At 62.8% G+C, this 24,646-nt stretch carries 23 protein-coding genes; 7 read left to right on the top strand and 16 right to left on the bottom strand.

The window, feature by feature from the left end:
• Positions 1-8: 8 nt before the first annotated feature.
• Positions 9-728: a 16S rRNA (uracil(1498)-N(3))-methyltransferase gene (locus tag NTD84_RS23660; RefSeq protein ID WP_262170628.1), complete on the top strand. Its 720-nt coding sequence runs from the start codon at positions 9-11 to the stop codon at positions 726-728.
• A gap of 114 nt (positions 729-842) precedes the next feature.
• Here the strand turns inward: NTD84_RS23660 and trhA are convergent, their stop codons facing one another.
• Positions 843-1,460: a PAQR family membrane homeostasis protein TrhA gene (gene trhA, locus NTD84_RS23655; RefSeq protein WP_262170626.1), complete on the bottom strand. Its 618-nt coding sequence runs from the start codon at positions 1,458-1,460 to the stop codon at positions 843-845.
• A gap of 140 nt (positions 1,461-1,600) precedes the next feature.
• Here trhA and NTD84_RS23650 point away from each other — a divergent pair, with 140 nt between their 5' ends.
• Positions 1,601-2,515, top strand: coding sequence for a LysR substrate-binding domain-containing protein (locus NTD84_RS23650; protein ID WP_262170623.1), 915 nt, complete (start codon positions 1,601-1,603; stop codon positions 2,513-2,515).
• Between the two features lie 110 nt (positions 2,516-2,625).
• Here the strand turns inward: NTD84_RS23650 and madM are convergent, their stop codons facing one another.
• From madM to pilG, 15 genes are all read right to left on the bottom strand, one after another.
• Positions 2,626-3,390, bottom strand: coding sequence for a malonate transporter subunit MadM (gene madM / locus NTD84_RS23645; protein WP_262170621.1), 765 nt, complete (start codon positions 3,388-3,390; stop codon positions 2,626-2,628).
• A 1-nt stretch (position 3,391) separates the two neighbouring features.
• On the bottom strand, positions 3,392-3,808 hold the full coding sequence (gene madL / locus NTD84_RS23640; RefSeq protein ID WP_008026228.1) for a malonate transporter subunit MadL: 417 nt from the start codon (positions 3,806-3,808) through the stop codon (positions 3,392-3,394).
• A gap of 64 nt (positions 3,809-3,872) precedes the next feature.
• Positions 3,873-4,784, bottom strand: a complete 912-nt coding sequence (gene mdcH / locus NTD84_RS23635) for a malonate decarboxylase subunit epsilon (protein ID WP_262170617.1) — start codon at positions 4,782-4,784, stop codon at positions 3,873-3,875.
• Entirely contained in the window at positions 4,781-5,392 is a 612-nt protein-coding gene (locus tag NTD84_RS23630) for a malonate decarboxylase holo-ACP synthase (RefSeq protein WP_262170614.1), read from the bottom strand. The genes mdcH and NTD84_RS23630 overlap by 4 nt, the downstream gene beginning before the upstream one ends.
• Positions 5,386-6,189: a biotin-independent malonate decarboxylase subunit gamma gene (gene mdcE, locus NTD84_RS23625; protein WP_262170611.1), complete on the bottom strand. Its 804-nt coding sequence runs from the start codon at positions 6,187-6,189 to the stop codon at positions 5,386-5,388. The genes NTD84_RS23630 and mdcE overlap by 7 nt, the downstream gene beginning before the upstream one ends.
• On the bottom strand, positions 6,186-7,037 hold the full coding sequence (locus NTD84_RS23620; protein WP_262170608.1) for a biotin-independent malonate decarboxylase subunit beta: 852 nt from the start codon (positions 7,035-7,037) through the stop codon (positions 6,186-6,188). Before NTD84_RS23620 ends, mdcE begins: the two co-directional genes overlap by 4 nt.
• Complete coding sequence (locus NTD84_RS23615) at positions 7,030-7,329, bottom strand: malonate decarboxylase subunit delta (protein ID WP_262170606.1); 300 nt, start codon at positions 7,327-7,329, stop codon at positions 7,030-7,032. The genes NTD84_RS23620 and NTD84_RS23615 overlap by 8 nt, the downstream gene beginning before the upstream one ends.
• Complete coding sequence (locus tag NTD84_RS23610) at positions 7,329-8,204, bottom strand: triphosphoribosyl-dephospho-CoA synthase (RefSeq protein WP_262170604.1); 876 nt, start codon at positions 8,202-8,204, stop codon at positions 7,329-7,331. The genes NTD84_RS23615 and NTD84_RS23610 overlap by 1 nt, the downstream gene beginning before the upstream one ends.
• Positions 8,204-9,874 (bottom strand): malonate decarboxylase subunit alpha, encoded by a 1,671-nt coding sequence (mdcA, locus tag NTD84_RS23605; protein ID WP_262170602.1) that lies wholly within the window; start codon positions 9,872-9,874, stop codon positions 8,204-8,206. Before mdcA ends, NTD84_RS23610 begins: the two co-directional genes overlap by 1 nt.
• A gap of 715 nt (positions 9,875-10,589) precedes the next feature.
• Positions 10,590-11,045, bottom strand: coding sequence for a chemotaxis protein CheW (locus NTD84_RS23600; RefSeq protein WP_262170601.1), 456 nt, complete (start codon positions 11,043-11,045; stop codon positions 10,590-10,592).
• Positions 11,038-17,046, bottom strand: a complete 6,009-nt coding sequence (locus NTD84_RS23595; protein WP_262170599.1) for an Hpt domain-containing protein — start codon at positions 17,044-17,046, stop codon at positions 11,038-11,040. The genes NTD84_RS23600 and NTD84_RS23595 overlap by 8 nt, the downstream gene beginning before the upstream one ends.
• Before the next feature lie 33 nt (positions 17,047-17,079).
• Positions 17,080-19,137 carry a methyl-accepting chemotaxis protein gene (locus NTD84_RS23590; RefSeq protein WP_262170598.1) on the bottom strand — a complete coding sequence of 686 codons (2,058 nt, stop codon included), beginning with the start codon at positions 19,135-19,137 and terminating at the stop codon, positions 17,080-17,082.
• Between the two features lie 126 nt (positions 19,138-19,263).
• Positions 19,264-19,812 carry a chemotaxis protein CheW gene (locus NTD84_RS23585; RefSeq protein WP_262170597.1) on the bottom strand — a complete coding sequence of 183 codons (549 nt, stop codon included), beginning with the start codon at positions 19,810-19,812 and terminating at the stop codon, positions 19,264-19,266.
• 10 nt (positions 19,813-19,822) lie between these two features.
• Positions 19,823-20,188 carry a twitching motility response regulator PilH gene (gene pilH, locus NTD84_RS23580; protein ID WP_027926574.1) on the bottom strand — a complete coding sequence of 122 codons (366 nt, stop codon included), beginning with the start codon at positions 20,186-20,188 and terminating at the stop codon, positions 19,823-19,825.
• Between the two features lie 60 nt (positions 20,189-20,248).
• Positions 20,249-20,653 carry a twitching motility response regulator PilG gene (gene pilG / locus NTD84_RS23575; protein WP_027926573.1) on the bottom strand — a complete coding sequence of 135 codons (405 nt, stop codon included), beginning with the start codon at positions 20,651-20,653 and terminating at the stop codon, positions 20,249-20,251.
• 343 nt (positions 20,654-20,996) lie between these two features.
• On the opposite strand from pilG, the gene gshB reads away from it, so the two are divergent.
• The 5 genes from gshB to pyrR all read left to right on the top strand — a co-directional run bounded on the left by gshB (position 20,997) and on the right by pyrR (position 24,639).
• Positions 20,997-21,950 carry a glutathione synthase gene (gene gshB / locus NTD84_RS23570; RefSeq protein WP_262170589.1) on the top strand — a complete coding sequence of 318 codons (954 nt, stop codon included), beginning with the start codon at positions 20,997-20,999 and terminating at the stop codon, positions 21,948-21,950.
• A 77-nt stretch (positions 21,951-22,027) separates the two neighbouring features.
• Positions 22,028-22,927: an energy transducer TonB gene (locus tag NTD84_RS23565; protein ID WP_262170586.1), complete on the top strand. Its 900-nt coding sequence runs from the start codon at positions 22,028-22,030 to the stop codon at positions 22,925-22,927.
• 117 nt (positions 22,928-23,044) lie between these two features.
• On the top strand, positions 23,045-23,617 hold the full coding sequence (locus NTD84_RS23560; RefSeq protein WP_262170583.1) for a YqgE/AlgH family protein: 573 nt from the start codon (positions 23,045-23,047) through the stop codon (positions 23,615-23,617).
• Positions 23,617-24,054 carry a Holliday junction resolvase RuvX gene (gene ruvX, locus NTD84_RS23555; RefSeq protein WP_003195067.1) on the top strand — a complete coding sequence of 146 codons (438 nt, stop codon included), beginning with the start codon at positions 23,617-23,619 and terminating at the stop codon, positions 24,052-24,054. Before NTD84_RS23560 ends, ruvX begins: the two co-directional genes overlap by 1 nt.
• A gap of 81 nt (positions 24,055-24,135) precedes the next feature.
• Complete coding sequence (gene pyrR / locus NTD84_RS23550; protein ID WP_262170580.1) at positions 24,136-24,639, top strand: bifunctional pyr operon transcriptional regulator/uracil phosphoribosyltransferase PyrR; 504 nt, start codon at positions 24,136-24,138, stop codon at positions 24,637-24,639.
• Positions 24,640-24,646 lie beyond the last annotated feature (7 nt).

Below are 24,646 nucleotides of genomic sequence, written 5' to 3'. Positions count from 1 at the left end.
GACCCAGCATGAGACTGTCCCGCTTCTTTATCGACGCCCCCCTGAGCACCGGCGAACACGAATTGCCCGAGGCCCAGGCCCACTACATCAGCCGCGTGCTGCGCATGGCCGAGGGTGATGCGTTGCAACTGTTCGACGGTTCGGGTCATGAGTTTCGCGCGACGCTGGTAGAGGTTGGCAAGAAGCGCGTGGTGGTGCAGATCGATGAACAATTCGCCGGTCAGGTCGAGTCGCCGCTGCACATCCATCTCGGCCAGGGTTTGTCCCGTGGCGAGCGCATGGATTGGGCGATCCAGAAAGCCACTGAGCTGGGCGTGACGGAAATCACCCCGATTTTCAGCGAGCGCTGTGAAGTTCGGCTCAAGGACGAACGCGCCGACAAACGCTTGCTGCATTGGCGCCAGGTGGCGATCAGCGCGTGCGAACAATGCGGGCGCTCGCGGTTGCCGGTGATTCATCCGCCACAGCTGTTGGCGGATTGGCTGAAACAGACCGAAGCGGAATTGAAGCTGGTGCTGCATCCGGTGGCCGAGCCGCTGGTGAGTCATGCGAAACCGGCGACGTTGGCGTTTCTGATCGGGCCTGAGGGTGGGTTGTCGGACGTTGAGGTGGATCAGGCCAAGGCTGACGGTTTCCATGCCGCCCGCCTTGGCCCTCGAGTGTTGCGCACCGAGACCGCGCCGGTGGTGGCGTTGGCGGTGGCCCAGCAGTTGTGGGGTGACTTCTAGGCCGCCATCGCTAGCAGGCTAGCTCCCACATTGAATTTTGGGTGTTCACCCGTTGCATGTTCACTGAAGATATCCTGTGGGAGCTAGCCTGCTAGCGAATGGCCGCGACTCGATCTACAGGACATAAAACATAATCGCCACAAAGTGCAGCAAACTCCCGGCGATCACAAACAGGTGCCAGATCCCGTGGGCATGGCGCAGCCGATGATCCAGGGCAAAGAAGATAATCCCCACGGTGTACAGAATTCCGCCCGACGCCAGCCAGGCAAACCCGGCCGTGCCCAGCGCCGCCATCAGCGGCTTGACCGCCACCAGCACGATCCAGCCCATCACTGCATAGATCACGATCGACAGGATCCGCGCCTCTGAACGCGGCTTGATTTCCTGCAGGATGCCGATCAGCGCCAGCCCCCAGACAATCCCGAACAACGTCCAGCCCCACGGCCCGCGCAGGGTCACCAGGCAGAACGGCGTGTAGCTGCCGGCAATCAACAGGTAGATCGAAAAGTGATCGACCTTCTGCATGATCGCTTTTTTCCGCCCGCGCACGCTGTGGTACACGGTCGAGGCGCTGTAGAGCACCATCAGTGTAAAACCGTAGATCGCCACGCTGACGATCTTCCATGGGCTGCCGTCCATGCCGGCGATCACCAGCATCCACACCACCCCTACCGCCGCTGCCACCGCCCCGACCAAATGCGTCCAGGCGTTCAATCGTTCCCCGTGATACATGTGTCGCTTACCTCGACATTCATTTGCGCAGTGCGCAAGGCTCAGGCCTCGAGCGTACAAACGCAATGTTTCAAATCGCAATGGCCCCATCGATGCTCGCGGGCGTGCACAATCGGATCATTCCCAAAAGAGTCACGCCCATGCTGATCGACGAAGAGTTGACCCTGAAAAAACTCGAGGTGTTCCTCGCCTTCATGCGCACCGGCAACCTGGCCCGGGCCGCCGCCGAGTTGCAGACCAGCAACGTCAGCGTGCACCGGGCCATTCATTCCCTGGAAAGTGCCCTGCGTTGCCCGCTGTTCAAGCATGAGGGCCGCAACCTGACGCCGCTGGAAAGCGCGTATGTGCTGGAAGAGCGGGCGCAGAAGCTGATTCAGGATGTGGTCGAAAGCGTGCGCCTGACCCGCGAAGCCGCCGGGTTCTCCGCCGAACGCTTCAAGCTCGGCTCGCTGTATTCGCTGACCGTGAAGACCGTGCCACAGCTGATCATGGGTCTGAAAATCCGCCGCAGCGAACTCAACATCGACCTGATCCTCGGCTCGAATTTCGACCTGCTGTACAAGCTCAAGAACATGGAAGTCGATGCGATCCTGGTGTCGCTGGACGAGAGCGTGAACGACCCGGATTGCGAGCACATTCCGCTGTTTTCCGATGACATCTTTCTAGCGACGCCGGCGGACTCCAGGTTCGCCCAGCGCAGCGAAGTCGACCTGGCCGAAGTGCGCGACGAGACGTTCATCACCCTGACCCAGGGTTTCGCCACGCACCAGGACGGTAATCGAGTGTTCAAGCAGGCAGGGTTCGAGCCGAAGGTGGCGATGCAGGTCAACGACATCTTCACCCTGCTCAGCATGGTCAGCTCGGGGGTCGGTTATGCGTTGCTGCCGGGGCGGATTGCGGCGGTGTATGAGAACCGGGTGAAGCTGATTCCGTTGCAGGAAAAGTACCGGTTGCAGCAGCACATCGGCGTGGTGTTTTTGAAAGCCAAGGAGCGCGATCCGAATTTGCTGGCGCTGCTGGCGGAGTGTCGGATGTATGCCAATCGACAGGCTTGAGACCGTGTCGCGCCCTTCGCGGGCAAGCCCGCTCCCACAGGAGAATGCATTCCAATGTGGGAGCGGGCTTGCCCGCGAAGGCGTCGGGGCAGTCAACCAAGATCCAGCGCTTACCCGACAATCCCACGCACAATGAAATACAACACCGAAGGCCCAAGCAGACACCCCAGCCCGGTATGGAACGTCGCCGTCAGCGCGCCGTAAGGCACCAGCCGCCGATCCGTCGCCGCCAGCCCCGCCGTCACACCACTCACGGTGCCGGCCAACCCGCCAAAGACCATTGCCGACCGCGGATTATCCAGCCCCATCCAGCGCGCCGCCATCGGCGTGCCAACCATCACCAGAATCGCCTTGATCAAGCCGGTGGCAATCGACAACGCCACCACATCGGAACTGGCGCCAATCGCCGCGCCGGTCACTGGCCCGACGATGTACGTCACCGCACCCGCGCCGATGGTGGTCATGCTCACCGCATCGCGATAGCCGAACACCCAGGCAATGCTCGCCCCGACAATGAACGGCAGAATCGTGCCCAGCAGCAGCGCAATCACGCCAATCAAACCGGCCTTCTTCGCTTCGGTGGCTTGCACTTCGAACGCCGTGGCGACGATGGCAAAGTCCCGCAGCATCGCGCCACCCATCAAGCCGATACCGGAAAACAGCGCCAGGTCCGCCAGGCCTTTCTGCCCGCCGGTCAGGGTGCCGCCGACCCAGGCCAGCACCAGGCCGATGACGATGGCAATCGCCGAGCCATGAATCCGTCCGAACGTCAGGCGCTTGGACAACACCACCGACACCCACATGATCACACCGACGAAGGCGAACGCCGTGACCAGACCGTTATTGGCCAGGCCTTTCTCAATGACTTCCAACATATCAGCGGCCTCCTACTGGCGTGCCGACGGGCGTGAGTTCCGCAGGCTCGTCGGGCAAGGGTTCGCCTTTGTGGGTCCGGCTGATCAGGGCGATGGTGCAGCCGCAGAGCACCACCGAGCCGATGGCCGCGAGCACTGCTACCGGGCCGCCGTGCAACGCGGTCACGACGTTCTGTTGCGCCGCCATCGCCACTACCACCGGAATGTACATCGCACCCCAGAAGCCGACGCCCATCTCGCAATCCTTGGTCATGCCCCCGCGCTTTTGCATCCACAGCCGCGCGCAGATCAGCAGGATCATCGCGATCCCGACGCCGCCCACATTGGATTTCACGCCGAGCAGAACGCCCAGCGCATCGCCCAGGATCACCCCTGCCAGCGTACAGATCGCCAGCAGCGCCACACCGTAAATAATCATCGTTGTTATCCTCAAAGTGCATCGTCGAATGTTGTTTTTGTTGTTCGAAGGCCTGAGTCGGTGTCTAGGGTTGGCGACCTCCTTCCTCACGCAACAGCATCTGCAAGGTGTCGAGCCGCGCGCCGTCGAAAGCCATCACGGTGCCCTGCTCGAACACCCGGCGTGCCAGCCCGGTCAGCACCGCACCGGGCGGCAGTTCGATCTGTAGCCGTACGCCGCGCTCGTAGGCGCTTTGCACGGTGCCGCGCCAATCCACCACGCGACACATGTTGAAGGCCAGGTCGTCACGCAAGGCTTCGACGGTGACGATGGGCCGGGCGCGACTGCCGCTCAGGTAACCCACGTTCGGCCTTTTCAGCGTGACGTCGGCGAAGGCTTCGGCCAGGGTTTTCGCCGGGGTTTGCAGCAGCGGGCAATGGGACGGCACGCTGACCGCCAGTCGCTTGGCCAGACCGGCACCGCGATCTTTGGCCAACCCGGCGACGGCGTTCATCGCATCCTCGCTTCCGGCGATGACCACCTGGTTATCGGCATTGATATTGGCCAGGTAAACCGGCGAATCGACGCTGTGCACCTGCGCCAGCAGCCTGTCCACCGTGGCGAGATCAAGGCCGATGATCGCGGTCATGCCGTAGCCCTGTGGATAAGCCTGTTGCATCAGCTCGCCGCGCAGGCTGACCAGATGCAGCGCATCGTTGAAGCTCAAAGCGCCCGCCACCACGGCCGCCGGATAGGCACCAATGGACAAACCCGCGACGTAATCCGGCGCGATTGCCAACTGCCGCGAAGCCGCGACTCCGGCAATCAACAGGCACAGCTGCACAGCCCTCGTCGACTTCAGCGCCTCGGCAGAATCCAGCAGCAATGCGTCTTCGCCCAGCACGTCGCTGGCCTCGACCAGCGTCTCGCGAGGCAAGCGCTGAAGCATGCCCGGCTGCTGCGCGCCCTGGCCCGGGAACACCAGCAGGCTGCTCACGCGGCGTGCTCCCACGGGTCCATGACCAGGCACGCTTCACGGGCGCTTTTCAGCAATACCCGACGCGCAGGACCAGCCCATTCACGCAAGGCGACGGCCCCGAAAGGTGTCTGCAACTGCATGTCCACCTGACACGCTGCGGCATCCAGAAGGGACACCAGTTGTTGCGCGCTCAAACGATCCAGCGGTCGCGGTGTGCGCAGAATCAGATCGAGATCACTGCCTGCGTGCAACGCCTGAAGACCGCTGGCCAATTCGAACCCGGCGCTGCCGCTGACACCCCAGCCCCATCCACAGCCATCGAGCATCGGCCGCAATTGATTGAGGGCGTGCGCTGCCGGCAGATCCCGATCGATCGAGACATGACACAGGTCTTCCGGCCTCACGCAACGCTGAATCGCCTCAACCGACATCAGCGTTGCATAACGCTGCTCGCGCAAGCGCCCGCGCACGCCAACCGCGATTTGACCCGGCGTGCTCAGCGCACGCCGGACCACCACCGGTTGGCCCGCACGGATGGAGTCGATCACCCAGACAGGCGCGTCCGCCGGCAACTGCTCGGGAGTCATGCCCCAGAGCAAGTCGTGGGCCAGATACGTGTTCACCACTGCGCTCTCAGCAGTTCACGCACCTTGCTCGACGCCGAGCGATTGCTCGCACCCAAGCGACTGCTGAGGTCACGGCCCGTCGCGGCGACATCCCCCATCGCCTGGGTCAGGCACTCAGTCACCCGCACCAGATCAGCCGCCGTCGGCTGTTCAATCTGCTCGACCGACAAGGTTTCCCAGAGCAAACCCAGGCTCGCGTAGCTGTCGATGTCGTAGGCCATCGGCGGCACACTGGCGGCCAGCGCTTCCAGTTCTTCGACGCTGCGCAAGGTCACCCGCGCCGCCGACACCTTGCCCATCGCATGGACCATCACCCCCGGATCGCGCAGGGCAATCAGGCGATTGGCCTGATACCCGTGGGCCAGGAATGCACCGGACATCGCCTTGCCCACCAGCAAACCAATCACCGCATGGCCGGCCAAGCGGGCGCGGGCATAACTGTCGGCGGCGCCCGCGAGCGCCTGATGAATGCCCAGCGCTTCTTCACGGCGACCGTAGGCCTGGCTCGGCACATCGACGATGGCGATCACGGCGCGTTTTTGCAGTTTGTCGGCGTCGGCCGCGATGACTTCATCCACGGCCTTGGCCAGGCCCCAGCCTTCCAGCAAACCGACTTCGCCGTGACGAGCGCGGACGAAACGGTTGTCGGGGTCAGCCACCACGGCAATGAAACGGACCGGTTGCTCGCCCAGCACACCGTCGGCGACCTTCAGCGACGCCGGCAAACCACCAACGGGTTTCGCGCCCGCACTCAAGGCGTTGAACCAGTTCAAACCTCTCAGGGAATACGAACTCATGAGCGCTCTCCTTGATACAGATCGCGAACCGTCGCCGCATCGATTTGCGGTTCGGCGTCCAGTCGGGCCAGGCGTTGCAGGAACAGATCGGCCTGACGACTGCGAGGCTGTTGCGGCACGCCCTGTTGCAGCAATTCACTGACCTGCTGCTGAATCTGTGTCACATCGTCGGCGACAAAACGATCCACCAGACCGCTGGCGAAACGTTGCTCGCCACCGGTCAGGCCCCAGATGAACGGACGGTCACGGGAGTCGTACTCCTCAAGCCCGGCCTCCTGTTCGATCACTTGCGGACCGTTCAGGCCAAGACGTGCTTCCTGGGTCACCAGCAAATAACTGCACAACCCGGCGGCAATCGACATCCCGCCAAAGCAGCCGACGCTGCCGGCCACCACCCCGACCACCGGTTGGTACTGGCGCAAATCGACGATGGCCGCATGGATATCGGCAATCGCCGCCAGCCCGAGGTTGGCTTCCTGCAAGCGCACGCCGCCGGTTTCCAGCAGCAGCACGGCGCGAGTCGGTACGCCGTTGCGGTTGTCTTCGGCTGCCAGTTCCAGCGCGCCGGCGATTTTCGCGCCGCCGACTTCGCCGAGGCTGCCGCCCTGGAAGGCGCCTTCGATGGCGGCGATCACCACCGGCAAACCGTCGATGCTGCCTTTAGCGATCACCACGCCGTCGTCGGCCTGCGGGACCACGCCCTGGCGTGAAAGCCACGGCGACATGACGCGTTGAAACGGGTCGAGCAATTCGCGGAAGCTCCCGGCATCGAGCAAGGCGTTCGCCCGTTGCCGCGCGCCGAGTTCGACGAAGCTGTGCTTGTGCAGAAGCGTCGCAGTATCAGTCATGGCCGATCTCCTCGAAGCCTTGTTCCAGACGCAACCGCACCACACCCGGCGTGGCGCCGAAGTCATGGATATCGATGGCCATTGCCGGTGGTGTCTGGCCGTCGAACATTCGCGCGAACAGATGCTGCCAGCGTTGTTCGCTGCCGTTGACCGAGGTCTGCACCTTGATGGTCAGCTTGCCGGCCGGGCCTGGTTCGATCAGCACTTCCAGGTCGCCCGAACCGACACAACCCACCAGCGTGCGGCCACGTGGCGGCTGCCCGGCGGGGAATTCAAAGGATAAGGTTTCCATCAAGACGCTCCCTGGTTGAAGTGTTCGCCCGACTCGAGACGGTCGATCAACAGGCAGGCTGCGAGCAGGTCCGCAGCGCCACCGGGCGAGGCATTCAATGCGATTAATTGTTGGTCCAGCTCATGCAAACGGCGGCGACCGGCGAGGCTGGCGCTGCCGCCGGCGTCGAGCACGGCTTGCGCCCCGAGTTGCATCGCGTGCAGACCCTGTTCACCGGCGCGGTAGAGCACGCAGGTGTCGGCCAGTCGGGTCATGATCGCCAGCAAGGCATCGAGCCGGGCATTCTGTTCGCCATGGCCGGCTGCGCGGCTGAGCTTGAGTTGCGGCAAGGCGCGTTGCATGACGGCGGGGAAACCGAGTTGCGCTTCTTCTCGGGCACCGCGGGCGCCGTATCGCTGCGCGACTTGCGTGCCGTGGCTGAGCGACTGCGGCGCGTGTCGGTCGTTGAGCAACGCCAGGCGCGCAGCGCGCAAGGTGATTGCACTGGCAGCGGTGGATTCAGGTTCCAGCGCGGCGGCAGTGACCAGCAGCCCCAACGCCCAGATCGCCCCGCGATGGGTGTTCACGCCGCGGGTGGTGGCGAGCATCGCTTGCTCCCCTTCCCGGCCAATCCGCCCGATCGCTTCGCGCAGCGGCAAACCGACTTCACCAATCTCAATCGCCGCTTGCGCCATGTCCTTGAACGCCGGCCACAGCGACAACGCCGAAGCGTGCATCAATCCAAGGTGCAAATCGGTATGGGCGCCATTGCCGCGACGGTCGACCAGCGCCGGTTTCGGCGACAAGTCCGCCTCGTCGATCAGCGCGTCCACAGCCAGGTCCGCCAGGCGTTCGGCCAGGGTCAACGTTTTCGGTTGCAGGTTGAAGGCGTGCATTACCAGCTCCTGAATTTGGCGGGCGGGTTGTAGAGGCCGCCAGACCACTCGACCAGATCCGCCACGCTTTTCGCGGCGAGCAATTCGCGGGTGGCGTCGGTGCGACGGATGCCGAGGTCTTCCGGCAAGGCGATCAAGCCTTCGCGGCGCATGCGTGCGGTGTCTTTCGGGTTGTGCCGCAGGCCGATGACGGTCACGCCAGCGACGGCGGCGATCATCGCCTGACGCTCTTCCAGCGAACGCGCCTTGTACAGGTAGGCGATGCCTTCTTCGGTCAGCAAATGGGTGACGTCGTCGCCGTAAATCATGATCGGTGCCAGCGGCATACCGCTTTTCTTCGCCACGTCGACCGCATCAAGGGTTTCGACGAAGGTCGGTTTGCCGCCTTCCTGGAACGTCTCGACCATTTGCACCACGAGTTTCTTGCCGCGTTCGAGCAGGGGCTCCGGTCCATCACCGTGGCGCATGTCGAGCCAGGCCGGCGTGCCGTGACGGCGACCGCGCGGGTCGTGGCCCATGTTCGGCGCGCCGCCGAAACCGGCGAGGCGGCCACGGGTCACGGTGGAGGAATGGCCGTCGCCATCGACTTGCAGGGTTGCGCCGATGAACAGGTCCACCGCGTATTGCCCGGCCAATTGACTGAACATCCGGTTGGAACGCAGGGAGCCGTCGCGCCCGGTGAAGAACACATCCGGCCGCGCGGCGATGTAGTGTTCCATGCCCAGTTCCGTGCCAAAACAATGCACGCTCTCGACCCAGCCGCTTTCGATGGCGGGGATCAGGGTCGGGTGCGGATTGAGTGTCCAGTTGCGGCAGATCTTGCCTTTGAGGCCGAGGGATTCGCCGTAGGTGGGCAGGATCAGTTCGATGGCGGCGGTGTTGAAGCCGATGCCGTGGTTCAGCGACTGCACGTTGTGTTTTTCGTAGATCCCGCGGATCGCCATCATCGCCATCAGCACGTGCACCGGCTTGATGTGCCGGGGATCGCGGGTGAACAGCGGCTCGATGTAGAACGGCTTGTCGGCCACCACCACGAAATCGACCCAGGACGCCGGAATATCGACGCGAGGTAAATCAGTGACATCGTCCACCAATTGATTGACCTGGACGATGACGATGCCGTCGCTGAAGGCCGCCGGTTCGATCAGCGCCGGCGTGTCTTCAGTACTGGGCCCGGTGTAGATGTTGCCGGCGCGGTCGGCCATGAAACCGGCCGAGAGCACGACGTTGGGAATCAGGTCCACCACCAGCCGTGCGTAGAGTTCGATGTAGGTGTGAATGGCGCCAATTTCCAGCAGACCGTCTTCCAGGAGCTGGCTGATGCGCAGGCTCTGGGTGCCGGCGAAGGAAAAGTCGAGCTTGCGGGCGATGCCGCGCTCGAACAGGTCCAGGTGCTCGGCGCGACCAACGCTAGGCATGATCATGTGCAGGTCGTGCAGCTTGCCCGGATCGGCTTTTGCCAGGGAGCGCGAAAGGAAATCCGCCTGCTTCTGGTTGTTGCCCTCCAGCACCACACGGTCGCCCGGCAGAATCAACGCCTCGAGCGCCGCCACGATGTTTTCGGTGGGCAAGACCACACCGTCGGCCAGGCCCTTGACCAACTCAAGGCGCCGCTGCTTCTCGCTGCGCCGCCGCGTCCATCGCGAGTCGGGGGATATTGTTGTTGTCATGACCACTCCACGGGTTCGCTGTCGTGGGGCTCACCTTAGGAGGGTTGGGTGGGGGCATCAATCAAGTAAAGTGGTGGATCGTTACGCTTAAGTTAATGGTTGGAGCTACCGACGCCTTCGCGGGCAGGCCCGCTCCCACAGGGATCGTTGGTGTACTCCGCATTCGTGCACGACAGCAATCAACTGTGGGAGCGGGCTTGCTCGCGAAAGCGGAATGTCAGGCGACACAGATGCTGGATGTGCTGGCCTCTTCGCGGGCAAGCCCGCTCCCACAGGGATCGTGGGTGTACTCCGCATTCGTGCACGACAGCGACCTACTGTGGGAGCGGGCTTGCTCGCGAAAGCGGAATGTCAGCCGACAACGGTGTTGGATGTGCTGGCTTCTTCGCGGGCAAGCCTGCTCCCACAGGGATCGTGGGTGTACTCCGCATTCGTGCACGACAGCAATCAACTGTGGGAGCGGGCTTGCTCGCGAAAGCGGAATGTCAGCCGACAACGATGCTGGATGTGCTGGCCTCTGCGCGGGCAAGCCCGCTCCCACAGGGATCGTGGGTGTACTCCGCATTCGTGCACGACAGCGACCTACTGTGGGAGCGGGCTTGCTCGCGAAAGCGGAATGTCAGGCGACACAGATGTTGGATGTGCTGGCCTATTTGCGGGCAAGCCCGCTCCCACAGGGGTCGTTGGTGACTTGGAAGCGGCACGACCGGGTCCGTCAGACGAGCCCGGTGCTTACCAACAACTCCTCCAGCGCCAACAAATCCGGCACCTTGGCGACTTGGTCAGCCACTTGCACGGCCGCCTGCTCCAGCGCGCACAGCGGCACATCCACATAACTCAGCTGGCTATCGAGCTTGTAAGACCGCGGAATCCCTTGCACCAGCATCGCGATGAATTTAAGTTCAGGCCGTCCACCCAGGGCATTGAGGATGACAATCCGCGCCCGCTCGCCGATGACGATTTTCTGTCCACAGGCCGATTCGAAACTCAGCAGCGGAATCTGCCGCTCTCGCCACATCACCCGCCCCAGGTACCAGGGCGGCGTGTCGAGGTCGAAGGCGCTGGATTGGTAGTCGATCAACTCGGCAACCGCGACGTTGGGCAGAATCAGGTGGCGGTCAGCCAACGGCAACAGCAGGCCCGTGAGGTTGCTGGTGCGGTGTTCAAGCATGGGTTTTGCTCCACAAGGCGATGCTGTCGAGCAGCACCGATTCCTGGTACGGCTTGCCGAGGTAGTCGTTGACGCCGATGGCCATGGCGCGGTCGCGGTGTTTCTGGCCGGTGCGCGAGGTGATCATGATGATCGGCAGGTGCCGCAAGCGTTCGTCGGCGCGCACCTGGGTGGCGACTTCGAAGCCGTCCATGCGCGGCATTTCGATGTCCAGCAGCATCAGGTCGGGCATGTGCTCCTCCAGCAGCAGCATGGCATCGACGCCATCCTTGGCGGTCAGCACATTCATGCCGTGACGCTCAAGCAAGCGACTGGTGACCTTGCGCACGGTGACCGAATCGTCGACCACCAGCACCAGCAAGGGTTTGTGCGGCTCGGGTTCGCTGTCCTGCACCTGCGATCGCTGCGACAAGCGCGTCTGCATCGCGCGAATCGGCGCGAGCAAATCGAGAATCAGCACCACCCGGCCATCGCCCAGGATCGTCGCCCCGGACAAGCCCTGCACTGCCGCGAATTGCGGGCCGAGGCTTTTCACCACGATCTCCCGGGTGCCAGCCATGGCATCGACCTGCACCGCGATGTGCCGCTCGTTGCATTGCACCAGCAACACCGGCAACGGCAGGCTTTGGCCCAGCAGTTTTGGACGCGTACTGGTGTTCAGCAGTTCGCCGAGGTAGCACAGTTCATAGTGTTGCCCAGCGTATTTGTAGGTCGGCGGATCAAGTCGATAATGCCCTTCGAGCTCATTGGGCAGCACCCGCACGATGCCGTCGATGGTGTTCAGCGGGATCGCATATTGATCCTCGGCGCATTGCACCATCAGCGCGCGGTTGACCGACACGGTGAACGGCAGGCGAATGCGAAAGTGCACGCCCTGCCCCGGCACCGAGTCGATGCTCATGCTGCCGCCCAGTTGCCGGACCTCTTCATGAACCACGTCCATGCCGACGCCGCGCCCGGAAATCTGGGTGATTTTTTCGGCGGTGGAGAACCCCGGCTGCAGAATGAATTGCAGCACGTCGCGGTCGCTGATGTCGCTGTCCGGGGCCAGCATGCCACGCTTGATCGCCTTGCGCCGCACCGCGTCCAGCGGCACGCCGGCGCCGTCGTCGCGGATGTCGAAAACCATGTCGCCGCCCTCGCGGGACAGGTCGAGGGTGATCCGCCCCTGCGCCGGCTTGCCGGCTGCCAGACGTACATCGGTAGATTCGAGGCCATGATCCACGGCGTTGCGCAACATGTGTTCCAGCGGCGCGGCCATGCGCTCGAGGACGTTACGGTCCATCTCGCCTTCGGCGTTGCCGACCACGAACTCCACGTCTTTGCCCAGCTCGCTGGAGACCTGGCGGACAATGCGTTTCAAGCGCGGCAGCATCCGCTCGAACGGCACCATGCGCGTGCGCATCAGGCCTTCCTGCAATTCGGTGTTGATGCGGCCCTGCTGCTGCAACAGGTTCTCCGCGTCCTGGTTGCGCCGGTCGAGGGTTTCCTTGAGGTCGAGCAGGTCGGAGGCGGATTCGAACAGCGCCCGCGACAATTGCTGCAACTGCGAATGACGGTCCATTTCCAGCGGATCGAATTCTTCATAGCCCAAGCGTTCGGCATCGGCTTGCTGACGGCTGAGAATCCGCCCCTGGGTTTCGGTATCAAGCCGGCGCAATTGATCGAGCATGCGCTCGATGGTGGTTTCCATCTCGTTCAGCGCCACGTGCGCATCGTTGACTTGTTGTTCGATGCGGCCACGGAAGATCGAGGTTTCCCCGGCCAGGTTGACCAGGTCGTCGAGCAGCTCCGCCGAGACCTTGACCATGTCGGCGCCGGCATCGGCTTGCGGCGTCGGGATCTCGACTTTAGGCGTGGTGACAGCCGGCGCAACCGGCGCTTCCAGCACGTGCGGATGGCTGAAGTTGCGGATCGCCTCGATCAGCCGATCCGCCGGCGGCAATGGCTGGCCGGCACGTGCTGCGTCGAGCATCTGCGCCAGCCGGTCATGGCTGCTCTGCAACAACCCGAACAGCGCCGCCGTCGGTTTCAGCGCCCCGGCGGACAAACCTTCATAAAGAAATTCCAGTTCATGGGCCAGGTCGCCGATCGGCGCGATCTCCACCATCCGCGCACCGCCCTTGAGGGTGTGCAGATCGCGCAGCAGGGTTTCCACTTCTTGCCGGTTCGACGGTTCGGCCTGCCAGCGCACCAGCGCCGCACCGGAGTTTTCGATGATGTCGAAGCCTTCTTCGAGGAAGATCTCCAGCAACTCGGGGTCATGCCCCGGCGACACTTCCGCCCGTGGCGTCTCGACGGTTTCAGGCGTGGCGGCATTGCCCTGACGGAAGTCGCGAATGTCCTCGATCAGTTCACGTGGATCACCCAACGGCTTCTGGTTTTGCAACTGCTCAAGCAGTCGAGCCAGGTGGTCATGGCTCCGTTGCAGCAGCTGCGCCAGCGCTTCGCTGTGGTTGTAGCGGCGATCGACCAGCCCTTCATAGAGGCTTTCCAGCTCATGGGCGAGGTCACCGACCGGCTCGACCTCGGCCATCCGCGCACCGCCCTTGAGCGTGTGCAAATCCCGGTGCAACGAGAGCAGCGGCGCGGCGTTTTCCGGGTCGTTCAGCCAGCGTTGCAAGGCCTGGCCAGCGCTTTCGAGAATATCGACGGCTTCTTCGAGAAATATCGAAACGATCTCATCATCGAGTTTCTCTGTAGGAGCGAGCTCGCTCGCGATGGGCGCTAACGGTGCCGCGGGGTCATTGGGTAAATGCGGTGTCTGTGGAGTTTTCGCGAGCGAGCTCGCTCCTACAGGTATAGGGGGGAGCGTGCGTTCGAGTTCGGCGGTGGCATCGCCCAGGTCGCGAATGCTCAGGGTACGGCTGCCGTCGCTGCGAATCAGGCCCATGGCCGAGGGGTCGAGGCTTTCATCGAGCAAGTCGCGCAAGGCGCGGATGCGCTGCGGTTGCGAGCTGACCTCCTGACCCGCTGCCAGTTCGTCGAGCATGTTGATCAGCGCTTCGTGGGCGCCTTGCGCCTCGTGAAAAAACCGGTCGCTGACCGCGAGGCTGCTTTCTTCCACCGCGCCATACAGGTCCAACAAGGCTTCGCAGAGTTCGTCCACCGGGTGCAGGTCGGCCAGGTGCGCGCCTTCGCCGAGGGTGGTCAATTCGTCCAGTAAGGCACTGAGTTCCTGACGTTCGCCGGGATGCTGCTGCCAGCGCTGCAACAGGTTTTCGGCGTCCAGCAGGATGTCCATGCCCTGGGCCAGGAAATTGTTGATCAGCTGCGGATCGCGCTTGGTGCGCAGCGCCGTGCTCGGCGCAGTCAACAGTGTTTCCAGACGTTCGGCCAGCCGTGCCTGGGTCCTTTCGATCAGTGACCGCGCACCGGGAATTTCTGCCAGCGGATCGACCTTGAGCTGGCGCAGCCCGAGACGGAACAGGCCTTCGGCTTCCAGCAGCAGTTCGACCTCGTCCAGGTCCAGCGCAATCAAGTGCGCCTTGTACTCGCGGGCGAGTTGATCCAGCGGCGTCGCCAGCTCGACAATCGGCAACACGCCGGCCATCGAGGCGCTGCCCTTGAGGGTGTGCAGCGCCCGCTGCAACTCGTCGCTGGCCTGCAACGGCACATGCTCGGCGGCCTGATCGAGGAAGCGGTTGAGACTGGCCAGGTGGGTCTCGGCCTCGTTGCGGAAGATCTCCAGCAACAACGGGTCGAGGGCCGCGACGTCCTGCACGTCCTCATCGGCCAACGGCTCGTCGCCCTTGGCGAGGGCATGGGCGCGTGCGGCCAACTGATCGACGTCGTTGCGCTGACGCTGGGCATGGTCGGCATATTCGGCCACCAACTCCGGCAGCAAATTCAGCACGTCGTCGAGCAGTTTCTGCACTAATGGACCAGGCTCGACGCTGTGCTCCAGCACACGGTTGAGCAGGTTTTCCACGGCCCACGCCAGCTCACCCAGCACCAGCGCACGAACCATGCGCCCGCTGCCTTTGAGCGTGTGGAAGGCCCGGCGCAATTCGATCAGCGCCGCTTCATTCCCCGGCTCAGCCGCCCAGCGCGGCAACTGCTGCCGAAGAATGTCCAGGACTTCATCGGTTTCTTCGAGGAACACTTCGCGCAACTCTTCGTCCACCGGCGCTTCCCCAGTGGGCGGCGGCAACAGGCTGCCCGGCGTGGTCAGCGCGGGTGGGTTGACGGCCGACACCGGATTGGCCAGCACGTCGGCCAGGGTCTGGACGACGTCCGGGTCGTCCAGTTCCTGCATGTCCTGCATGACCTGCGCTTCGCTCGGGCTGAGTACATCCTCCAGCACCGGCACATTCTGCTCACTGGGGAAAAAGCCGAGTGACGCCAGGCTTTTTTCCGCGACGTCGAGCAACTGTTCACCGGCCGCTTCGGGGTCGTCACTCAAGCGTTCCAGGTAATACTCGAGGCTGGTGATGACGTCGGCCAGGCTGTCCAGCTCTTCCCAGTCAGGCGCGTCCGGGTACGGCAGCAAGTGCTCGCGAATGAAGTGGTTGCAGGCATCGATCAGGCTCGCCGCACGGCTCAGCGGAATCATCGCCAGCGCGCCGCGCACTTGGCTGAGCAAGGCCGGTAACCCCAGCAAATGCTGGCGATCCCAGTCGGCATCGATGTAATCGACGATCATGTCCTTGGCCTGTTGCAGGCAGATGCGCACTTCCTTGATCACGATCTGGTGGATCTGCGTCAGGTCGGTGGTCGGCAGGCGGCTGTCTTCCTGGCTTTCCGGCTCGACGGTGCCGACCATGCCAGCCAGTGTCGCCTCGACGTAGAGCAAGGCCCCGGCGACGTCCATGAGGATCGCGTCGTTGGGTTCGCGCTGTCCCTGGGCGAGGCTGAGCACCACGGCGAGCTGGTCGATGATGACCTTGCGCGGCTGGCCGAAACCAAGCACCGCCAGGGTGTCGGCGATCTGCCGCAACGGCGCGAGCAGGCTTTCCAGATCGGAAGTGTGCTGGCGGTCGCTGCGCACGAACAGGTCGAGGCGCTCTTTTACCCGAACCAGTTCTTCACACAACGCGGCCAGTACCGAACGCATGGCGTCACGGTCAGGGCCGGCCAGCCGCGCGCGTTCTTCGTCGACCATTGCGCTGTCAGGCAACGCGTCGTCCAGTCCGTAGCGATCTTTCATGGTCAGCATCTGCCCGGTGGGGTGTTCGGCCTTGGCGAGGTAGAACAGCAAGCTTTTGAGCAACTCCGGCGGCGCCGGCTGATTGATCGCCGACATGCCCTGTTCGAGCAGGCGCTTGAGTTCTTTGTCGGCGTCCCGGAACAAGCTGCGCAACGCCGGGCTGTTGGCAACCGCGCCGCCGCGCATGCCTTCGACCAGCGCCGAAGCGACTTGCCACAACGAGCTTAAAGGCGCGTTGCCGCACAGCCCTTCGAGACGTGAAAACACCTTGGCCAGATACCCGAGGTGGGTGTCGTCATCCTGCTCGCGCAGTAATCCGACCAGGGCCATCTGCAACATCTGACGCCATTTGCGCAGCACATTCGGCAGGTCCGCCGGCTCCAGACGCGCCAGGGATTCTTCGTCCAGCGGCGCCAGGTCCGGCAGTTGCGGGGCGAACAGGCTGGTTTCCGACAACAGGCTGTCGCCACGGGCGCTGCGCAGATCGTTGATCAGCGGCAACACCACCAGCGGCAGGTCGCGGCGCGCGCCCTGGATGCGGTCGAGGTAGATCGGCAACTGCCCGAGGGCTTGCAGCAATAGGTGAATCGCCTCGTCACGATGGCTGACGCGGTCCTGCAGCAAGGCGTTGGCCAGTTGCTCCATTTCTTCAGCGAGCAGGGCCGCGCCATAGAACTCGACCATCTGCAGACTGCCATGAACCTGATGGACGCACGCCAGGCAATCACTGAGGGCGTGCGTCGCCTGAGGGTCATCCAGCAACGTTTCAATCGCCTGGTGAGCCACTTTCAGCGTTTCGGCAATCTCGCCTTTGACCCATTCGAGGGCCACATAGTCGTGCCGATCACCCATAACGACTCCGATCACTATCAAAACAAGCGCGTATCACACTTTATCCACAGTCTGCGCCTTGGCGGCCGGCAAGGTGAAACCGGACACCGAGCGCCGCAGCTGGCTGGCCATTTTCGCCAGGTTGCCAATGCTTTCGGCCGTGGCGGTGGAACCGGACGACGTCTGCGTGGTGATCTGCTGGATCACGTTCATCGTCAGGGAAATCTGCCCGGCCGAAGACGTCTGTTGCTGGGCCGCGTTGGAGATGCTCTGGATCAGCGCCGCGAGAGTCTTCGAGACGCCTTCGATTTCCTCGAGGGCCACCCCGGCATCCTGCGCCAGACGCGCGCCGCGCACCACTTCGGTGGTGGTCTGCTCCATGGAAATCACCGCCTCATTCGTGTCGGCCTGAATCGCCCGCACCAGTGTCTCGATCTGTCGGGTCGCCGCGGACGACCGCTCGGCCAAGCGCTGGACTTCATCGGCCACCACCGCAAAACCGCGCCCGGCGTCACCGGCCATGGACGCCTGGATCGCCGCGTTGAGGGCGAGGATGTTGGTTTGATCGGCAATGTCATCGATCAGGCTGACAATGTCGCCAATTTCCTGGGAAGACTCGCCCAGCCGCTTGATGCGCTTGGCGGTGTCCTGGATCTGTTCGCGAATGTTGTCCATGCCGTGGATGGTGTTGTGCACCACTTCGTTGCCCTTGTTGGCGATTTCCACCGAGCGCTCGGCCACCGCCGAAGACTCGGCAGCGTTGGCGGACACCTGATCGATGGACTGCGCCATGTCGTTGATCGCGGTGGAGGCTTCGCTGATCTGCTGGGCCTGATGCTCCGAGGCCTGCGCCAGATGCATCGCCGTGGCCTGGGTTTCCTGCACGGCGGCAGCGACCTGGCCGGCGGTCAGGTTGATCGTGGCGACGAGATCGCGCAGCTGGTCCACGGAATAGTTGATCGAGTCGGCGATGGTCCCGGTGAAGTCCTCGGTCACCGAGGCGGTCACGGTCAGGTCGCCGTCGGCCAGGTCTTCGATTTCATCGAGCAGGCGCATGATCGCGTTCTGGTTGCGTTCGTTCTTCTCGGCGGTTTCGCGCAGCTGACGGTTGGTTTCGCGAACCATCACCAGGCCGATAAGAATGATCGACGTCAGCGCCAGCAGGCCCAGCACGTAGCCGCCGATGGTGTCGGTGTCGCGCCCGCCGGCAAGGTTTTCGAACCCGGTGGCCAGGTGCGACGCTTCGTCGAGCAGGGTTTGCGAAAGGCTGAAAATGTTGGTCGCCGATTCCCGGACCTTGAACAGCTCCGGCGAGGTTTCGAGGATTTCATCCACCGAGCCCGAGACGAATTCGAACAACTCGGAAATCTCGACCAACCGCGCGCGGGCATCGCGATCTTCAACCTGGCTGACTTTCAACGCCGAATTGCCCTGGAGCATGCCCGTCAGCACCTGGCCGAAACGGGCGGCGTCGCGACCGAACGCGTCGGCGGCCTGCTGCGAATTTTCGTCGCCGGACAGCACGGTGTTCACCGCGCCGAGGATCCGCTCGGCCAACAGCGACTGGCGCTGGGCCATGGCGACCTGAGCCGCCGGTGCGCCGCGTTGCAGGAGAATTTCCACGACTTTTTCGTATTCGACCTGCAGCTGCGGCACCGTTTCGGCCAGGGTGGCGGCGACCTGATGCAGCGACAGCACGGTCTGTTCGCTGGACAGGATCGCGTCGGTGTTTTTCAGCAGGCGTTCCCAGTCCAGTTGCACGGCGCGCATTTCCGGGCGTACGGCGGCCGGCGCAGGCGGCAGCCCGGTGGACGGGTCACCTTTCTTCAGATACCCCCAGCGCTGGGCGAAATCGTTGCGCGCGTCACTGAGCAACTTGAACGCCGCCGCCTTGCCCGCGGCGGCCTCGGTGGCGTTTTTGGCGATGCGCTGGGACAGCACGCGCAATTCGCCCGCGTGACCGATGTACTGTTTGTCGTACGTGGCCTGAGTGTTGAGGTAAGCGAAGTTGGCGAACAGCAGCATGATGAAGACAATCAGCGCGATGAACAGCACGATGATCTGCGATCGGCTGCGCGACCCTTCTGGCTTGCCTGATTTTGCTTTTATCATCGGTCCTCGCCTGTTAACCAACCACCTTGAAACCTGACACGGACCTGTGGGAGCGGAGTGGCCCGCGATGCAAGCGACCCGGTCCCCCGTCGAACCGAGGTGATGCCATCGCTGGCAAGCCAGCGCCTACAGCGCTACGTGCCTGAAGCTTTGCGACTGCGCCAGCGCAAACGGGCTGAACACCTGCCAAACCTGCTCGCGTTGGAACCGGCCTTTGATGAACGGCGCCATCGGGCCGCTCAAATCCTCTGCCGATTCCAGGCTGTCCCGGGCAAAGTGCTGCAGGCCGAAAACCTCATCGACCAACAACCCGGCGAACACCTCGTCATGCTCCACCACCAGCACCCGCCGCTGTTTGCGCGCGGCCGACAGTTCATGGCCAGGCTCCCTATCCGAGAAGAAACCGCCCAGGTCCATCATCGGCAGCAAGCGCCCGCGCAGGTTGGCCACGCCCTTGACCCAGGATTTGACCCCGGGCAGCTGGGTGAACCGCGGTTCGTGCAGGACTTCGCTGACTTCGCCCATGGGCGCGACGTACCAATGCTCGCCCAGGCGAAAACCGATGCCGCTCCAGTTGTCCTGCCGGATCGACTGGGACGGCAGATCCGCCGCCAGCAGACGACAACGTTGGTCAATCTGCAGCAGCAGTTCGAACGCGGTCAGCGACTCGGTCATGGCCGGGGGATCAACCGGCCAGTACGTTGTTCAGGGTCTTGATCAGGGTCTCTTCGTCAACCGGCTTGGTCAGGTAATCCTTGGCGCCCTGGCGCGTGCCCCAGACCTTGTCGGTTTCCTGATCCTTGGTGGTGATGATGATCACCGGGATGTGCCCGGTGTCCGGGTCTTTGGTCAGCTGGCGGGTCGCCTGGAAACCGTTGAGGCCGGGCATGACGATGTCCATCAGCACGGCGTCGGGTTTTTCCTGACGGGCGAGCGCCACGCCGTCGGCGCCGTTTTCGGCTTTCAATACTTCATGACCGTGCTTTTCCAGCATGCCGGTCAGTTTGTACATTTCGGTCGGCGAATCATCGACGATCAGAATACGTGCCATGGTTTTCCCCATTCTTCTTGTCGACGCCGGGCCCGCTGGCCGAGCGTCACTGTGCGTGTCCTACTGCGGCAAAACAGCGGCGAAGCCCGGTACATGGGCCTGGATCGCGTTCAGCAGTTCTTCCTTGCTGAAAGGCTTGGTCAAAAACTGGTCGGAACCGACGATGCGTCCCTTGGCCTTGTCGAACAGCCCGTCCTTGGACGACAGCATGATCACTGGCGTGGACTTGAACGCACTGTTGTTCTTGATCAAGGCGCAGGTCTGATAGCCATCCAGACGCGGCATCATGATGTCGACAAAAATGATGCCGGGATGATTGTCGGCAATCTTGGCCAGGGCATCGAAACCGTCGATAGCCGTGATCACCTCGCACCCCACGTTCTTCAGCAGCGTTTCGGCGGTGCGGCGAATCGTCTTCGAATCGTCGATCACCATGACCTTCAAGGCGCTGGAATGCTGATCCATAAATGCTCTACCGTCGCCTTTGCGAATCAATTTGTCCGTTTACGGAATTTCGGAGTCCCGAAACCCTTGATGTTCAAGGGCCAGCATGACATGGCAGCCTTTTTAGCACAGTCTCCAAATCCAATCTATCGGGCGACTGGCGCGGTGGTTTTTCCTTGACCGGGAACACACTCAAGGCCAATCTGACGCCACTTTTTACGCTGATCTTCTGTAAGAGCGAGCCTGCTCGCGATGGACTTCGGGACACCGCGCTCATACCGCCCGCCCGCGTCATCGTTGGCGACCATCGCGAGCAGGCTCGCTCCTACAGGTCATCAATAGCCCCCATTTCGAGGAAACACCCATGAGCGTTCGCGTCGGGATTGTCATGGACCCTATCGCCAGCATTTCCTATAAAAAGGATAGCTCGCTGGCCATGCTGCTGGCCGCACAGAAGCGCGGCTGGGAACTGTTCTATATGGAACAGCAGGATTTGTACCAGGCCGAAGGCGAAGCGCGTGCGCGGATGCGGCCGCTGAAGGTGTTTGCCAATCCGGACAAATGGTTCGAACTGGACGCCGAGACCGACGCGCTGCTGAGCGATCTGGACGTGATCCTGATGCGCAAGGATCCGCCCTTCGACATGGAATTCGTCTACTCCACCTACTTGCTGGAGCAGGCCGAGCGCGCGGGCGTGCTGGTGGTCAACAAACCGCAAAGCCTGCGCGACTGCAATGAGAAGCTGTTCGCCACGCTGTTCCCGCAGTGCACGCCGCCGACCATCGTCAGCCGTCGCCCGGACGTGCTGCGCGAGTTCGCCGATCACCACGGTGACGTGATCCTCAAGCCGCTGGACGGCATGGGCGGTTCTTCGATCTTCCGTCACACCGCCGGCCACCCGAACCTGTCGGTGATCCTCGAAACCCTGACCTTGCACGGCAAGCAGCAAATCATGATCCAGGGCTACCTGCCGGCGATCGTCGATGGCGACAAACGCATCCTGATGATCGACGGCGAGCCGGTGGATTACTGCCTGGCGCGGATCCCGGCTGCCGGCGAAACCCGGGGCAACCTTGCCGCCGGTGGTCGTGGCGAAGCCCGTCCGCTGACCGAGAAAGACCGCTGGATCGCCGCGCAAGTCGGCCCGACCCTGCGCGAAAAAGGCCTGCTGTTCGTGGGCCTGGACGTGATTGGCGAGCACCTGACCGAAATCAACGTCACCAGCCCGACCTGCATTCGTGAAATTGATAATGCCTTCGGCACCGACATCGGCGGCCTGCTGATGGATGCCATCGATCAGAAGCTCAAGGCTCGTTGACATAGAACACCCAAGATGAAACCGACATTGCGTTATCATGCGCGGCCTGTGAAAAACGCGATGTTGGTTCTCTTGTCATGACACTCCCGTCCGATCTGCCCGCTGAACTCGCCCACCGTGGCGTGCGCCCGGCCGATCGCCTCGGATTTACCCTGTTTCTCGCAGCGCTGATCCACCTGGCGTTGCTGCTGGGTGTCGGGTTCACCATGGTCGAACCCAAGCAGATCAGCAAAACACTGGAAATCACCCTCGCCACCTTCAAAAGCGAAAAGAAACCGGCGAAAGCTGATTTTCTCGCGCAGGAAAACCAGGAGGGCAGCGGCACCCTGGATAAAAAGGCGATCCCCAAGACCACCGAGGTCGCGCCGTTCCAGGACAACCAGGTCAAGAAAATCACGCCACCGCCAGCCGCCAGGCCCGAAGTGCAGGCAGCGGCGCCCAAGGCGGCCGTGACCACGGTCGCACCGAAGCCGAAGAAAGCCGCGACGAAGACCGAAGAGCCCAAACCTTCCAACAAGCCCGCCGTGGCCGCGCCGACGTTCGACACCGAGCAGCTGTCCAGTGACATCGCCAGCCTCGAGGCGGAACTGGCCAACGAACAACAGCTGTACGCCAAGCGCCCGCGCATCCACCGCCTGAGCGCCGCCTCGACCATGAAAGACAAAGGCGCCTGGTACAAGGACGAATGGCGCAAGAAGGTCGAGCGCATCGGCAACCTCAATTACCCGGATGAAGCCCGACGCCAGCAGATCTACGGCAATTTGCGCCTGATGGTCTCGATCAACCGCGACGGCTCGCTGTATGAAGTGCTGGTCCTGGAGTCGTCCGGGCAACCGCTGCTGGATCAGGCTGCGCAGCGGATCGTCAGGCTGGCGGCGCCGTTTGCACCGTTTACCGGGGATTTGTCGGATATCGACCGGCTGGAGATCATCCGGACCTGGAAGTTTGCGCGCGGGGACCGGTTGTCCAGTAACTGATAACCCTGTGGGAGCGAGCTTGCTCCCACAGGAATCGGGTTCATTCAGGGGGATTTACGGCATTTCCTACACATCCCCAGCTTGTCAGTTCGCCCCTCCAACGCCACACTAGCGCTCATGAAAAACGTCAGCCCCAGCTACCTCAAGCATCACTTCCTGATCGCCATGCCTCACATGGCCGACCCGAACTTTGCGCACACCTTGACCTACATCGTCGAGCACACGGCCAATGGTGCCATGGGGCTGGTGGTCAACCGTCCGCAAGACCTGAACCTGGCCGATATCCTCGAACAATTACGCCCCGACATCGAACCGCCGGTGCTTTGCCAGCACGTGCCGATCTTCATCGGTGGCCCGGTGCAGACCGACCGCGGTTTCGTCCTGCATCCATCGGGCAAGAAGTTTCAGGCGACCGTTGATCTGGAAGGCAACCTGTCGCTCTCTACGTCCCAGGATGTGCTGTTCGCCATCGCCGATGGCGTCGGTCCGGCCAAAAGTGTGATCACCCTGGGTTATGCCGGCTGGGAAGCCGGGCAGCTTGAGGCCGAACTGGCGCAGAATGCCTGGCTGACCTGCCCGTTCGACGCCGACATCCTGTTCAATACCAGCAGCGAGCTGCGCCTCGATGCGGCGGCCAAGCACCTGGGCGTCAACCTCAGCCTGCTCACCAGCCAGGCGGGGCACGCCTGATGGCCCTGCGCCTGATCCTGGGCTTCGATTACGGCACCAAGCAGATCGGCGTGGCAGTCGGCCAGGTGATTACCGGCCAGGCCCGCGAGCTGTGTACCTTGAAGGCACAAAACGGCGTTCCCGACTGGAATCAGGTCGAAGCGCTGATCAAGGAGTGGAAACCCGACGCCGTGGTGGTCGGCCTGCCCTTGAACATGGACGGCACGCCCAGCGACATGTGCCTGCGCGCCGAGAAGTTCGCCCGCCGCCTGAATGGCCGCTACAACCTGCCCTTCTATACCCACGATGAACGCCTGACCACCTTCGAAGCCAAGGGTGAACGGCGTGACCGTGGCGGCCAGAAAGGCAGTTACCGCGACAACCCGGTCGACGCCATCGCCGCCGCGCTGCTGCTGCAAGGCTGGCTCGACGAAAACACCGCACTGTTCGAATCCTGAAGAGTCGTCCCGACGCCTCTCTATAGCGACACCCCGAGCCAAACCTCGCATGCACCGGCTCGGGCCCAAGAAGGAGCAACCATGAGCCTGCCCAATCCCGCCGACCTGATCAGCCAGATGGCGATCCGCCTCAAGGCACATCTGGAACACCGTGGCATCAGCGAACCGCGCTACATCGGTATCCGTACCGGTGGCATCTGGGTCGCCCAGGCGTTGCTCGAGGCACTGGGTAGCGATGCGCCGCTCGGCACCCTGGACGTATCGTTCTACCGTGACGACTTCAGCCAGAACGGTCTGCACCCGCAAGTGCGCCCCTCGGCGCTGCCGTTCGAGATCGAAGGCCAGGACCTGGTGCTGATCGACGACGTACTGATGAGCGGCCGGACCATCCGCGCCGCGATGAACGAGCTCTTCGACTATGGCCGCCCGGCCAGCGTGACGCTGGTGTGCCTGCTCGACCTCGATGCTGGCGAACTACCGATCCGCCCGAACGTGGTCGGCGCGACCCTGGCGCTGGCGGCCCATGAGCGGGTGAAACTGTCCGGCCCGGAACTCAAGCTTGAACTGCAAGACCTCGCCCTTTAATCCGCCC

Origin of the sequence: Pseudomonas sp. 14P_8.1_Bac3 (assembly GCF_025466085.1) — a bacterium.
In the GTDB taxonomy this organism is placed as follows: domain Bacteria; phylum Pseudomonadota; class Gammaproteobacteria; order Pseudomonadales; family Pseudomonadaceae; genus Aquipseudomonas.
Note: the sequence above shows the minus strand (reverse complement) of the source record. Positions and strands in the feature narration are given on the sequence as shown.